We start from the raw sequence: 14,298 nt of genomic DNA, 5'->3' as shown, positions 1-14,298 counted from the left end.
CATGATCCATCACGTCCAGCTCGCCTGCCCACGCGGCTCCGAGGAGGCGTCGCGGGCCTTCTACGTCGGGGTGCTCGGGATGGCCGAGAAGCCCAAACCGCCCGCGCTCGCGGCCCGTGGCGGCTGCTGGTTCACCGGGCACGGCGCGGAACTGCACCTGGGCGTGGAGGACGACTTCCGCCCCGCCCGCAAGGCCCACCCCGGCCTGCTGTGGCCGGACCTGGACGCGCTCGCCGCCAGGTTGGTCGCCGCCGGGTACCCGGTGAGCTGGGGCGACGACGAGCTGCCCGGGCTGCGCCGCTTCCACTCCGAGGACGCGCACGGCAACCGGCTGGAGTTCCTCGCCCCGATCGACTGACTCGGCCCCGGCCTGCTCGGTTGCGCACGCTGGGGGTGAGGGTGAAGACGACGAGAGGGCCGGCCCCTGGTGGGGGCCGGCCCTTGTCGTTGGGCGGTGCGCGGTGGTGCGTGTCGCTGGTGTTGGGTCAGGCGGTGTAGCCGCGGGTGGCGATCCAGTCGGCGAGGTTGTCGACGCTCATCCGGTAGGAGGCCTGGTTGGGGTTGGCGGAGTCGGCGATGGTGACGGTGTTGCCGTTGTCGCGGTAGCCGACGACGCTGATGTAGTGCCCGCCTTCGAAGGAGTGGGTGGTGCCGTCGGTGTCGGTGGCGGTGCCGGCGATGTTGGCGACGATGGCGTGGCCTTCGTCGATGGCGGTGACGATGTCGCCGCGTAGCTTGTCGGTCTGCTTGTCGTCGGCCTTGGCGCCGGGGATCTCGACGGACTGGTAGGCGTCGGTGCCGGTCTCCTTGTTGAGGACGGGGGTGATGTCGTTGATGGAGTTGGTGCCGGCTTCGGTGGTGCCCATGCGCTGGGCCATGCCGTCGACGTCGATGTTCTTGCCCTGCACGCTGAGGGCGTTGCGGGCGGCGGCGGGGCCGCAGTAGTAGAAGTTGGGCTGTGCTTCGTAGCGCACGCCGAGTTCGCGCTCGCTGCCCTTGCGGTCCTGGGCGACCGTGGCGGACACGGGCGTGGTGGGGGCGGCGAGGGCGGTGGTGACGGGGCCGGCGATGGCGCCGCCGGTGAAGGCGAGCCCGGCAGCGGTCAGGGCGGTCTTACGCAGGATGTCGGTACGCATGATGGCAGCACCTTTCGATCGGGGGTACGCGACACACACCACGGGGGGACCGGTGGCGTCGCGGGCTGAGGGAAAGGTCGAACCAGGTACGCCCTCGACGAGAGGGTGGGGCGCGTCCGGGGGATGTAACGACACGGGCCCGGCCGGCATTCCGACCGGCGACCCGACCATCCCGGAGGGGCTCGGGGGTCTTGGGGGCCCGGGGTTACGCGCTCACGGTGGTTACAACGACCCGCGCCCCCGACCCATACCCACTGGGCGCGTGACCGGCGCCACCACAAACCCCCATCAACCGGACAGCGACTTGAGGTGGTTGGGACCTTGCGTGGTTACGGGGTCGGTGCGTCGTGGTGGGGGTGTGGCCCGCCGTGCCCGGCTCCGGGCGGTCAGGCTTGATCCCTGTGCGGGGCGCGGCGGGCCACACCCCGTCGGTGCCTACTCTCGCGCCCGTCCGCCGGGCTCCCTACCGGAGATCTTGGCAAGAAACCGCCCCTTTCGCGCTTGTTGATGGTTCCGGCCGACGAAGCACGGGTCCCCCGGGACGACGTCCCGATAGGGGTCTATGTCCGTCTCGGGGGTGGTGTCCGTCCTGATCACGCCGGCTGAGCGCGGGAGCGGCGGTACGTGGACGCGTGCGGGAGCGGGGCGGGCTCGTACGTGACGTCGGAGGGGACGCTTGCGACGATGACGGGCATGGAGATCTGGAACAACCCGTCCTGCTCGAAGTGCGCCGCCGCCCGTACCGCGCTCGACGAGGCCGGGGTCGGCTACGCGCTGCGCCCGTACCTGGACCGGCCGCCGAGCGCGGCGGAGCTGGCCGAGGTGCTGCGCCGGCTCGACGCGCGCCCCTGGGACGTCTGCCGCACCCAGGAGCCCGCCGCGGTGGCCCTCGGCATGGCCGACTGGCCCAGGGACGAGGCGGCCGAGCCGCGCTGGATCGAGGCGATGGTGGCCGCCCCCGAGCTGATCCAGCGGCCCCTGCTGCTGCTCGACGACGGGAGCGCGCTCGTGGGCCGTACCGCCGAGGCGCTGGCGGAGGCGCTGCGCCGCACCGGCGCGACGCCCGGCACCGCCGCGATGCCCGGCACCGCCGCGACGCCTGGCACCGCCGCGACGGCCGGCACCGCCGCGACGCCCGGCACCGCCGCGATGCCCGGCAGCGGCGCGGCGCCCGGCCCGGCGGCTGTCGCGTCGGCGGACCCGCTGCACCCGGCCGGGTAGCGCGTTTCCGGGCGGGTGCGGCGGGAATGCGCCGCTCGCGGGCGAACGACCGGACGCCGCAGAGGAGGGGTCGGATGCCGCACCAGGGCCTGTCCACCGCCGCGAAGCGGCTCACCCCCGTCGCCGGCGCGCCGCTGTGGTGCGACGCGCGGGAGTTCGGGCTGCGCGGCGACGGCGTGACGAACGACCAGCCGGCGCTGTCGGCGCTGGTCGACCGGCTCGGCGAGGGTTACGCCGCCGACGGGCGAGCCCGGGTCATCCACTGTCCGCCGGGGATCTACTCGATCCGGGACGCCGGGACGGTCTGGCGCAGCGGGGTGTCGCTGATCGGCGCGGGCCCGGGGGCGACGCGGTTCCTGCTCAGCAACGAGGGGAACCGGGCGGACCCCACGCCGTTGGCCTTCTGGACCACCGTGCAGCACGGCGCGAGCCGCGACCGGCACATCGCCGACTGCACCTTCGCGGACTTCGAGATCGACGGCTCGGGCGTGGCGATGGTCGAGTACAACTACCTCGCCAAGGGGCTCGGCCTCCAGTACGTGGTGCGCGGCGTCTTCCGCAACCTCTACATCCACCACACGGGCGCCACCGGGCTCGGCTGCGACTTCCTCCAGGACAGCCTGATCGACGGGGTGGTCGTGATCGGTTGCGGCCGGCTGGACAACGGCGAGGAGATGGGCGGCGCGGGTATCGGCGTCGGCATCGGCGGCTGGGGCGACGTGGAGCGCCTCACGATCGCCAACTGCACCGCCGTCGGCAACGGCACCAACGGGATCTTCCTCGAACTCCAGAAGGACTACTGGACGCCGCCGCGCGGCTACCGCATCATCGGCTGCCACAGCCAGGCGAACCGCTTCGGCATCTCCGACTGGGGCGCCGACGGCCTGATCGTCTCCGCCTGCACGCTGACCGGCAACCTGGAGGCGGGCTTCGACGTCTCCGGCAACGGCACCGCCGGCGTGTCCGGCCGGGGCGGCATCATCAGCGACTGCGTCGTCGACCGCAACGTCCGCGACGGGATCAGCATGGGCAACACGCCCGGCCCGTACACCGTGCGCGGGAACCGGATCAGCGCCAACGGCGAGTACGGCTACCACGAGCACGACCTGGGGCACGGCTACCGGGGCGCGGCGGCGGGCGTGGTCGTCGACGGCAACGACTTCTCGGACAACGGCCTGGACGCGATCCGGATCGACCGGCCGATGACCGACGCGGTGGTGGTGAACAACCGGATCCGCAACAACGGCCGCCGGTGCGCCCCGGCCGCCACCGGCGCGGGCGAGTCCGTGCGCTACCACCACCGCTCCGTCACCGACCTGGCGGCGCACTGGCCGCACAACGGGCACCGGGGCAAGGTGGTGCGGGTCGGGTCACGCATGGCGGTGGTGGTGTCCAACACCGACACCGACCTCACCCTCGCCGAGGTGCGGGCGGATTCTCCCACCGGCTGGAACGAGGACACGCCGCCGCCCGGGGCGGCGTACGAGCTGCCGGCGGCCCCGCCGATCCGGGCCGGCATCACCGTCAACGCGCCGTTCGACTCCGCCACGGTGCGCGGCAACCGGATCTGGGACCACCGCGACGAGCAGACCCAGAGCTACGGGCTATGGATCACCCCGGCCGGCAGCTGCGTGTCCTGCCGGATCGAGGACAACGACCTCGCCGGCAACGCCGTCGGGGCGGTGCGGCTCGACACCCCGCCCGTCGGCGGGCGCTGGGACCGCAACCACCACGAGGTGGACTGACGCCGGAGGCTCAGCGCGCGTCGTCGGCGGGGGCCGTCGCCTCCGCGTGCCGGTCGCGCAGCCGGGCCCGGATCTCCTCCGGGGTGTACGCCCGGCGCCGCCGTTCCGCCCGGGCGATGACCACGCCCGACGCCGCGACGCCGGCCAGGCCGGCCAGCCCGAGGACCTTCCACCACCGCATCCGTTGCCGCATCGGCCTAGGGTAGACCCCCATGAGCATCAGCCTGGACGAGGCCGTGGACCTGACCCGTACCGGCGACGTGTGGGTGTTCCGGGGGCGCAGCGTGCCGGACCGGGCCATCCAGCTGACCACCAACAGCCCGGTCAACCACGTCGGCATGGCGGTCGTGCTGGACGACATGCCGCCCCTGATGTGGCACGCCGAGCTGGGCAAATCGCTGCCGGACATGTGGACGGGCACCCACCAGCGCGGCGTGCAGCTGCACGACCTGCGGGACGCGGTCTGCGTCTGGGCCAACCGGTACGGCCAGCGGGGCTGGCTGCGCCAGCTCGACCCGCCGGCCGACGCGGAGATGGAGAAGGCGGTGCTGCGTACCGTCGCGCGCCTGGACGGCACCCCGTTCCCGTCCACCGCCCAGCTCGCCTGGCGCTGGCTGCGGGGCCGGGTCCCGGCGGTGCGGCTGCCGGCGCTGCCGGGCCGGGCGGGAGACCGCGAGGCCGCGCCGGCGCCCGACCGGACCGGGGCGAGCGCGTCCGACCGGACCGGGGGGACCGCGTCCGACCGCGCCGGGATCGCCGTGCGCGACCGTGCACTGGAGACGGCTTACTGCGCGGAGGTGGTCGCGGTGACCTACGAGGCGATGGGGCTGCTGCCCGCCGGGCGGCGTCCCAACTGGTACGACCCGGGCCGGTTCTGGAGCGGCGACGACCTCGGACTCGCCGGCGGCGCCCGGCTCGGGGCGGAGATCGAGGTGCGCATCCCGCCGCGTTGAGGTTTGGCCCGCCGTCCGGCCGGCAATTGCTCTCCCCGTGAGAGCCCCCACCGATCTGGACACGCTGACCGACTTCTTCGACCGGTACGGCGTGGCGCTGACCACCGGCGACGTGCCTGCCATCGCCGGCTGTTACGCCCTGCCCGGGATGGTGGTGGCCGACACGTACAGCTTCTCGTTCACCTCGCCGGCGGCGGTGGCACTGTCCTTCGTGGGCGCCGCCCCCGACTACCAGGAGCGCGAGCTGGTCGCGGCGCACGCGACCATCGAGGACGTGCTTGCGGTGTCGGCGCTGCTGACCATGGTCGCCGTGGAGTGGGAGTTCCTGGACAGCCAGGGCCGGGCGGTCCCCGGCGAGCGCTACCGCTACCTGCTGCGCTCCACCGACGACGGCCCGCTCATCTGCACGGTGCTGCGGACCGCCTGAGCGTCGGCCGGACCCGCGGCACCCTCCGACGGGCGGCGGCCCTGCCGTACGCGCCGCGCGCACACGGTCGCACCATGTCGCCACGGACCGCTACGCTGCCCCGGAGGACCGCGGGAGGAGAAGCATGTCCGGCATGCGCCGAACATCGAGCAAGTCCTACGGCACGACCGCCATCGCGTCCTCGCCGTGGATCGTGGTGTCCGTCGGCGTCGCGGTGATGGTGGTCCTGCTGGCCATCGCGCTCGGGGCCTACCGGGGGCGCGGTCCCGCGTTCGACGCGCAGCCCGCCCCGCCGCTGCCGACCGTCGGCCTGGCCGACCCGGAGCCGTCGGCGGCCAGCCCGACGGTGACGCGCTCGCTGCGGGCGACGGCCACGCAGTCCGGCCGCTCCACCACCCGGCCCACCCCGACCCGGTCCACGCCCGCCCGCAGCAGCGCCCCGCCGTCGCCGACCCCCACCGGGAGCGAGGAGACGGCGCTGATCGCGCCGCCATCGCCGTCGGGGTCCCCGCTGACGGGCCGGTACCGGGTGGTCGAGTCGTACGCGGACGGGTTCGTCGGTGAGGTGGTGGTCGGCAACACCTCGTCGGCCGGCCGGGCGTGGACGACGCGGCTGACCTTCCCGGGAGCGCGGTTGGGCAGCGCCTGGATCGAGGGCGCGCCACAGGGGACGGCGCAGCGGATCGACGACGGCTTCACCTACCGCAGCGGCGGCGACCTGCCCGGGGGCGCGTCGGTCACGCTGCGCTTCTACGTCCAGGGCACGCAGAGCCGCCCGACGAGCTGCACGGTCGACGGCGTCTCCTGCCGCCTCTGATCGACGCCCCGCCGTCGGCCACCCAGGGAGCCGCCATGGCGCTCACCCTCCGCCCGCTCACGCTCGACGACACCGACGCCGTGCACGACTGGGCGTGTCTACCCGAGTCGTGCCGCTACCAGGCGTGGGGGCCCAACACCTACGCGCAGACGCAGGCGTACGTGCGGGCTGCCGTGGCGGCGTCCCCGGACCGGCTGGTGTTCGGGGTGCTCGTCGACGGCGAGGTCGTGGGCAGCGCCGAGCTGAAGCTGCACGGCCCGAGCACCGGCGAGATCGCGTATGCGGTCCATCCTCGGCGGTGGGGGCAGGGCATCGCCACGGCCACGGCGCGGCAACTGCTGCGACTGGGTTTCGACCGGCACGGGCGCCATCGCATCTTCGCCACGTGCGACCCGCGCAACCTCGCCTCGGCGGCGGTGCTGCGCAGGATCGGCATGCGGTACGAGGGCCGGATGCGTGGGACCGCCCTCATCCGCGACGGCTGGCGCGACTCGGACCTGTATGCCGTCCTCGCCGACGACTGATCCCCGGGCACAGGGTCGCTGCGGAGGGCCGCCCTTGCAAGTGGGCTGTCGTGTTACGACTTTGTTTGCAAGGTATTGCAGAACGTTTCGGCAAGAGCTAGCGTGCGGGCCAGCCAGCGACCAGAGGAAGGCGTCGATGACACCCCCGCCGATACCGCGCAAGGCCCTGCTCGCCCTCGTCTCCCTGCTCACCCTTACTCTCGTCGGCACCCCGCTGGCCGTGCGCCAGCTGGGTTCCGACGCCCCCGACGACACCGGCCCGCTGGTCACCACCGGCGCCGCGCAGTGGCGCACCGAACCCTCGGCGGAGGCGCTGCTCGCCGCCGGAAGCGGCCAGGCCCGCGCCGAGCAGTTCTACTTCGTCCTGCCGGACCGGTTCGCCAACGGCGACCGGCGCAACGACGCCGGGGGCCTCACCGGGGGCCGCCTCTCCACCGGCCTCGACCCGAAGGACAAGGGCTTCTACCACGGCGGCGACCTCAAGGGCGTCATGGACCGGCTCGACTACATCGAGGGGCTCGGCACCACGGCCATCTGGCTCGCGCCCGTCTTCAAGAACCGCCCGGTGCAGGGCACCGGGGCCGACGCCTCCGCCGGCTACCACGGCTACTGGATCACCGACTTCACCCAGGTCGACCCGCACTTCGGCACCAACGAGGACCTGAAGCGGCTGGTCGCGCTCGCCCACAAGCGGGGGATCAAGGTCTACCTCGACGTCATCGTCAACCACACCGCCGACGTCATCAGGTATGCCGAGGACAAGTACACCTACGTGGACAAGGCGACGTCGCCGTACACCGACGCGCAGGGGCGCCCCTTCGAGGACCGCAACTACGCCGACGGCACCCGGGGCTTCCCCAAGGTTGACGACACGTCCTTCCCGTACACCCCGACGTTCGAGACCCCGGCCGACGCGAAGGTCAAGGTCCCGGCGTGGCTGAACGACCCGACGATGTACCACAACCGGGGCGACTCCACCTTCGCCGGGGAGAACAGCGAGTACGGCGACTTCTTCGGCCTCGACGACCTGTGGACCGAGCGCCCCGAGGTGGTGCGCGGCCTGACCAAGGTCTACTCCGACTGGGTGGCGTCCACAGGCGTCGACGGCTTCCGGCTGGACACGGTGAAGCACGCCAACCTCGACTTCTGGCCGCAGTTCAGCCAGGGCGTCGAGCGCGCCGCCGCGCGCGCCGGCAAGAAGGACTTCTTCATGTTCGGCGAGGTCTACAGCGCTGACCCGGAGATCACCTCGACGTACGTGCGGCGCGGCGGCCTGCCGGCCACCCTCGACTTCGCCTTCCAGGAGGCGGCGCGCGGCTACACCGCCGGCGACGGCTCCGCGAAGGCGCTCGCCGACGTGTACGCCCGCGACGACCTCTACCGCGCCCGGGACACCGACGCGCGCCGGCTGACCACCTTCCTCGGCAACCACGACATGGGCCGGATCGGCTCGTTCATCGCCGGCAGCGGCACCGACCCGGGCACCCACCTGCGCCGCGACCGGCTCGCCCACGAGCTGATGTTCCTCACCCGTGGCCAGCCGGTCGTCTACTCCGGCGACGAGCAGGGCTTCACGGGGCCGGGCGGCGACAAGGACGCCCGGCAGGACATGTTCGCCTCGAAGACCCCCGACTACCTCGACGACGACCTGATCGGCACCGACCGCACCCACGCCAGCGACCAGTTCGACCGCGCCCACCCGCTCTACCGGGCCATCGCGGAGCTGGGCGCGCTGCGCCAGGCGCACCCGGCGCTGCGCGACGGCGTGCAGGTCGGGCGGTACGCCGCCGACGGCCCCGGCGTCTTCGCGTTCTCCCGGATCGACCCGAAGCAGCGCACCGAGTACGTCGTCGCGGTGAACAACGCCGCGACCGCGCAGACTGTCACCGTGGACACGTGGTCGGCCGGCGCCACCTTCACCGGCGTGTACGGCGCGTCGGCCGCCCCGGTCGCCGGCGCGGACGGCAAGCTCACGCTGACCGTGCCGCCGCTGTCGGCCGTGGTGCACCGCGCCGGCACGCCGATCGCGTCGCCCGGCGCCGCGCCGAAGATCACGATCACCGCCCCGGCGCCCGGCGCGCCCGTCGCCACGAAGCCCGCCGTCACCGCGCAGGTCACCGGCGACCCGCTGGCCACCGTCACCGTCGCCGCCCGGGTCGCCGGCGGCAGGTGGACGCTGCTGGGCAGCGCCGACCGGGCCCCCTACACCGTGCACCACGACCTGACCGGGCTGGCCGGCGGCACGAAGATCGAGTACAAGGCGGTCGTCCGCGACGGGAAGGGTCGCACCGCGACCGCCCGGTCCACCGCGACCGTGGGCACGCCGGCGCAGTCCGCCTCCCGCGACTGGGCCGTGGTGCACTACCAGCGCCCGGCCGGCGGCTACGACGACTGGGGCCTGTACGCCTGGGGCGACATCGACCCGGCGTACGCGACCGAGTGGCCCAAGGGGCAGCCGTTCGCCGGCGAGGACTCCTACGGCCGGTTCGCCTGGGTGAAGCTCAAGCCGGGCGCGAAGTCGGTCGGCTTCGTCGTGGTCGACAAGTCCGGGAAGAAGGACGTGGAACAGGATCGGACGATCGACGTGACGAAGGCCGGCGAGGTCTGGGTCAAGCAGGGCGACCCGGCGACCTACCCGAGCCGGCAGGCCGCCACCGGCGAACCCGACCCGCCGGTCGAGGACGGCACCGCCCTCATCCACTACCGCCGCGCCGACGGCAACTACGACGGCTGGGGCCTGCACCTGTGGGACGGTGCCGCCAACCCGACGGACTGGGCCACGCCGCTCGCCCCGGCCCGGATCGACGCCTTCGGCGCGGTCTTCCGGGTGCCGCTGGCCGCCGGGGCGACCGGGCTGAGCTACATCATCCACAAGGGCGACGAGAAGGACCTGCCGACCGACCAGCGGCTCGACTTCGCCGACGCCGGACGCGAGGTGTGGCTGCTCGCCGGCACGCCCGGCCGGCTGCTGCCGTCCACCGCGTCCGCCGCCGGCCCGGACGTCGACATCACGAAGCAGAAGGCGCACTGGATCGACCGCTCGACCGTCGCCTGGCAGGCCGGGCCCACCGACGGCAGGACGTACGCCCTGGTCGCTGCCCCGGCCGGGATCACCGTCGCCGACGGCGAGCTGGTCGGGACGTACCGCACGCTGCCGTTGACCGCCCAGCGCAACGGGCTCACCGAGGCCCAGCGCGCGGACTTCCCGCACCTGTGGGCGCACGGTGCCTTCACGCTCGACCGGCGGGACCTGGCGAAGGTCCCGGCGGCCCTGCGCGGGCAGCTCCTGGTGACCGAGCGGGACGCGGCGGGCACCCTGCTCGCCGCGACCGGCGTGCAGATCTCCGGCGTGCTCGACGACGTCTACGCCCGGGCCACCGACGCGCGGCTCGGGCCGACGTTCGCCGGCGGGGTGCCGACGCTGGCCGTCTGGGCGCCCACCGCCCGCACGGTCTCGCTCCAGCTCTTCGACTCGCCGACCGCGACGCCGCGGACCGTCGCGATGCGCCGCGACGACCGCACCGGCGTCTGGTCCGTGCGTGGCGCCCGCGACTGGACCGGCAGGTACTACCGGTACCAGGTCCAGGCGTGGCAGCCGGCGACGCAGAAGGTGGTCGACGCCGCCGTGACCGACCCGTACTCGCTGGCGCTGGCGCCGGACTCCACGCACAGCCAGATCGTGGACCTCGCCGATCCGGCGCTCGCGCCGGCCGGGTGGGCGTCGCTGCGCAAGCCGGCGGCGGTGCCGTCGACCAAGGTGCAGATCTCCGAGCTGTCGGTGCGGGACTTCTCCATCGCCGACGGCAGCGTGCCGGCCGAGCGGCGGGGCACGTACCTCGCCTTCACCGACCCGGGCACCGCCGGCATGCGGCATCTGAAGGCGCTCGGCGACGCCGGGGTTACCCACCTGCACCTGCTGCCCGCGTTCGACTTCGCCACGATCCCCGAGCGTCGCGCCGACCAGCGGCAGCCGGCCTGCGACCTGGCCGCGCTGCCGCCGGACTCCGAGCAGCAGCAGAAGTGCGTCGCGGCCGTGGCGGACACCGACGGCTACAACTGGGGGTACGACCCGTTGCACTACACCGTGCCGGAGGGCGGCTACGCCGTCGACCCGGCCGGGGCGAAGCGCACCACCGAGTTCCGGCGGATGGTGGCCGGCGTCAACGGCGCCGGGCTGCGCGTGGTGATGGACGTCGTCTACAACCACACCTCGGCGGCGGGCGCCGACCCCAAGTCGGTGCTCGACCAGATCGTTCCCGGCTACTACCACCGGTTGCTGGACGACGGCGCCGTCGCCAACTCGACCTGCTGCGCCAACACCGCCCCCGAGCACGCCATGATGGGCAAGCTCGTCGTGGACTCGCTGGTCACCTGGGCCCGGGCGTACAAGGTGGACGGCTTCCGGTTCGACCTGATGGGCCACCACCCGAAGGCGAACATCCTGGCCGTGCGCAAGGCGCTCGACGAGCTGACCGTCGGCCGCGACGGCGTGGACGGGAAGAAGATCCTGCTCTACGGCGAGGGCTGGAACTTCGGCGAGGTCGCCGACGACGCCCGGTTCACGCAGGCCACCCAGGCCAACATGGCCGGCACCGGGATCGGCACGTTCAACGACCGGCTGCGCGACGCCGTACGCGGCGGCGGGCCGTTCGACGCCAACCCGCGGGTGCAGGGCTTCGCCTCCGGCCTGTTCACCGACCCCAACGGCGACGACGTCAACGGGTCCACGGCCGAGCAGCGGGCCCGGCTGCTGCGCCAGCACGACCTGATCAAGGTGGGGCTCACCGGCAACCTGCGCGGCTACCGCTTCACCGACTCGTCGGGCCGGCAGGTGACCGGCGCGCAGGTCGACTACAACGGCTCGCCCGCCGGCTACACCGCCGCTCCGGGGGAGGCGGTCACCTACGTCGACGCGCACGACAACGAGATCCTGTACGACGCGCTGGCGTACAAGCTGCCGCGGGACACCTCGGCGGCGGACCGGGCCCGGATGCAGGTGCTGGCGCTGGGCACGGTGGTGATGGGCCAGGGGCCCGGGTTCGTCACCACCGGCACCGAGCGGCTGCGCTCGAAGTCGCTGGACCGCAACTCGTACAACTCGGGGGACTGGTTCAACCAGATCCGCTGGGACTGCGCCCAGGGCAACGGGTTCGGCGCCGGCCTGCCGCCCGAGCAGGACAACCGGGACAAGTGGCCGTACGCGAAGCCGCTGCTGGCCGACCCGGCGCTGGTGCCGGACTGCGCGGCGATCGACCTGGCTGACGCCCGCTACGCCGAGCTGCTGAGGATCCGGGCCTCCTCGCCGGTCTTCGGGCTGACCACGGCGGAGCAGGTGCAGAAGCGGGTCGCCTTCCCGCTCTCCGGCGCGGGGGAGACCCCCGGCGTGCTCACGATGACACTCGACGGCCGGGGCCTCGACGGGCGGTGGAAGTCGGTCACGGTGGTCTTCAACGCCACGCCGGAGACGGCGACGCAGCGGCTGACCGGGCTGCGCGGGGCTGACGTCACGCTGCACCCGGTGCTGCGGGCCTCGGCGGACGAGTCGCTGCGGACGGCCTCCTTCGACCGGGCCAGCGGCACGTTCACCGTGCCGGCCCGCAGCGTGGGGGTCTTCGTGCAGCGGTAGGTGTCACACGTGTCCGGCCCCCTTCCGCGACGCGGAAGGGGGCCGGACCGTCTCTGCGTCAGCCGATGCCGTTCCAGCTGATGCCGCGTGGGCTGTACGTCAGTTGGCGCAGCCGGTGACGTTGGTGCAGTTGCGGGGTTCGTTCTTCTTGATGATGGTCTTGTTGTCGAGGTTGACGGTGGCGTTGTTGGCGTTGAAGATGCCGCCCGCGCCGGCGGTTTCGGAGGCGAAGTTGCCGACGATCTTGCTGTTGCGGATGGTGAGGGTGGCGTTGTTGTCGTTGTAGATGGCGCCGCCCTGTTCGGCGTGGTTGTCCTTGAACTCGCTGTCGTGCAGGTTCAGGGTCTCGCCGTTGAACAGGCCGCCGCCGTTGTCGCCGGCGGTGTTGTCGGTGAAGACGGCGTGCCGGATGGTGGCGGTGTTGTCGCTGTCGTGGAAGACGCCGCCGCCGTCGTCGGTGGCCTTGTTTCCGGCGATGATGACGTACTCCAGCACCATGGTGGAGTCGCCGTCGTTGTGGATGCCGCCGCCGTCGTCGCAGGCGGTGTTGTGGGCGATCTTGGTGCGGGTGACGGTGAGGCGGGCGTCGTCTTCGCTGTGGATGCCGCCGCCGTCGTTGCTGGCCTTGTTGTTGGTGATCTGGCTGTAGGCGATGGTGGCGATGCCGTCTTCCTCGTTGGCGATGCCGCCGCCGTTGCCGCTGACGGCGCTGTTGCCGGTGGCGGTGTTGTTGTCGATGCGGGTGTCGTGGACGGTCAGTGCGCCTTCGTTGTAGATGGCGCCGCCGTTGCCGCCGTTGCCGACGCCGCGGGCGTGGTTGTTGGCGAGGATGCTCTTGTCGATCTCGACGGTGCCGAAGTTGGCGATGGCGCCGCCGTTGCCCTGGGTGCCGACCCCGGTGACCCGGTTGTCGATCAGCTTGGTGTGCTTCAGGGTGGCCTCGCCGCCTTCCTGGACCAGCAGGGCGCCGCCGTTGGCGCCGCTCGGCGGCGGCGGGGGCGCGGTCACCTGGCCGCCCTTGAGGGTGAGGTCCTTCAGTGTCAGGTCGCCGCCGGAGGCGACCTCGAAGAACCGGAACAGCGCGGTGCCGTCGTGGAAGAGCGTGGAGTTGTTGCCGAGGATCGTGATCCGCTGGTCGATGACGGGGAAGGCGTTGTTCCCGGTCTCCTCGGTGAACTTGTAGGTGCAGTCCTTGGCCAGCTTGAACGTGCCGCCGTTGTCCTCGTTGGCCCGGTTCACCGCCTCGATGAGCACGTCGGAGTCACACGGCACGTCCTTGGCGTCACGGCCCTCGCGGCCGTCACGGTCCTCGCGGTCCTTCTTGCCGTCCCGGCCGTCCTCGCCCTGCCAGTCCTTACGGTCCTTGCCCTGCCAGTCCTTGTCCCGCCAGTCGTGCTGGCCGCGGGCGTCCTGCCCCTCCCGGTCCTTGCCGGTCTCGCCCGCACGGTCGTCGCGACCGGCGGCGTCGTCCTTGGTGACCTGCTCGGCCGTGGACCACTTCAGGTCTGCGAGACGGTCGACCCCGACGGCGCCCGCGCTGCTCGCGGCCCCGACGCCGGCGAGGCTGACCACGCCGGTCAGCCCAGCGACGCCGGTGGCGAGCCACAGCTTGCGCCGGCTCTTCGGCGCGGTGTTCTCGGCGTTGTTGCGAAGGTAGTTGGACATCGGAGCTCTCTGCTCTCTCCTCGTACCAGACAGGGCCGCTCCGCCACCGCGGGCTGCCCTGGCTACAAATCGGTTGTAGCAACTGAGGACCACCGTATGAGAATCTTTTTCTCTTCACGGCCATATCCGAAAGGAACCCACGTTAGGGGTAAAGCGGGTCGGCACGGGACGCTTCGGACGGCCG

Annotated in this window: 11 protein-coding genes; 8 read left to right on the top strand and 3 right to left on the bottom strand. The window is 72.6% G+C overall.

Features of this window, described 5'->3' with window-relative positions; all coding sequences use genetic code 11:
• Window position 1 precedes the first annotated feature (1 nt).
• Entirely contained in the window at window positions 2–358 is a 357-nt protein-coding gene (locus tag AC0OO9_RS04665; protein ID WP_484515856.1) for a VOC family protein, read from the top strand.
• 127 nt (window positions 359–485) lie between these two features.
• On the opposite strand, the gene AC0OO9_RS04660 is transcribed toward AC0OO9_RS04665, so the two are convergent.
• Window positions 486–1,136, bottom strand: coding sequence for a C39 family peptidase (locus AC0OO9_RS04660; RefSeq protein ID WP_484515855.1), 651 nt, complete (start codon window positions 1,134–1,136; stop codon window positions 486–488).
• 684 nt (window positions 1,137–1,820) lie between these two features.
• Here AC0OO9_RS04660 and AC0OO9_RS04655 point away from each other — a divergent pair.
• Together AC0OO9_RS04655 and AC0OO9_RS04650 are read left to right on the top strand one after the other, a co-directional pair.
• Entirely contained in the window at window positions 1,821–2,357 is a 537-nt protein-coding gene (locus AC0OO9_RS04655) for an ArsC/Spx/MgsR family protein (protein WP_484515853.1), read from the top strand.
• 74 nt (window positions 2,358–2,431) lie between these two features.
• Window positions 2,432–4,102, top strand: a complete 1,671-nt coding sequence (locus AC0OO9_RS04650) for a right-handed parallel beta-helix repeat-containing protein (protein ID WP_484515852.1) — start codon at window positions 2,432–2,434, stop codon at window positions 4,100–4,102.
• A gap of 10 nt (window positions 4,103–4,112) precedes the next feature.
• Here AC0OO9_RS04650 and AC0OO9_RS04645 read toward each other — a convergent pair whose 3' ends face one another.
• Window positions 4,113–4,295, bottom strand: coding sequence for a hypothetical protein (locus AC0OO9_RS04645; protein ID WP_091630004.1), 183 nt, complete (start codon window positions 4,293–4,295; stop codon window positions 4,113–4,115).
• A gap of 19 nt (window positions 4,296–4,314) precedes the next feature.
• On the opposite strand from AC0OO9_RS04645, the gene AC0OO9_RS04640 reads away from it, so the two are divergent.
• The 5 genes from AC0OO9_RS04640 to pulA all read left to right on the top strand — a co-directional run bounded on the left by AC0OO9_RS04640 (window position 4,315) and on the right by pulA (window position 12,449).
• Complete coding sequence (locus AC0OO9_RS04640; RefSeq protein ID WP_484515850.1) at window positions 4,315–5,055, top strand: hypothetical protein; 741 nt, start codon at window positions 4,315–4,317, stop codon at window positions 5,053–5,055.
• 37 nt (window positions 5,056–5,092) lie between these two features.
• On the top strand, window positions 5,093–5,482 hold the full coding sequence (locus tag AC0OO9_RS04635) for a hypothetical protein (RefSeq protein ID WP_132238701.1): 390 nt from the start codon (window positions 5,093–5,095) through the stop codon (window positions 5,480–5,482).
• Window positions 5,483–5,615: 133 nt separating this feature from the next.
• Entirely contained in the window at window positions 5,616–6,299 is a 684-nt protein-coding gene (locus AC0OO9_RS04630; protein WP_484515848.1) for a cellulose binding domain-containing protein, read from the top strand.
• A 35-nt stretch (window positions 6,300–6,334) separates the two neighbouring features.
• Complete coding sequence (locus tag AC0OO9_RS04625; protein WP_484515846.1) at window positions 6,335–6,823, top strand: GNAT family N-acetyltransferase; 489 nt, start codon at window positions 6,335–6,337, stop codon at window positions 6,821–6,823.
• 136 nt (window positions 6,824–6,959) lie between these two features.
• Window positions 6,960–12,449, top strand: a complete 5,490-nt coding sequence (gene pulA, locus AC0OO9_RS04620; protein ID WP_484515844.1) for a pullulanase-type alpha-1,6-glucosidase — start codon at window positions 6,960–6,962, stop codon at window positions 12,447–12,449.
• A 99-nt stretch (window positions 12,450–12,548) separates the two neighbouring features.
• Here the strand turns inward: pulA and AC0OO9_RS04615 are convergent, their stop codons facing one another.
• On the bottom strand, window positions 12,549–14,114 hold the full coding sequence (locus tag AC0OO9_RS04615) for a hypothetical protein (RefSeq protein ID WP_484515842.1): 1,566 nt from the start codon (window positions 14,112–14,114) through the stop codon (window positions 12,549–12,551).
• Window positions 14,115–14,298: the final 184 nt, after the last annotated feature.

The sequence above is a fragment of the Micromonospora sp. USAFONa4 genome (genome assembly GCF_057197825.1).
This window is presented reverse-complemented; position numbering and strand designations above follow the sequence as displayed.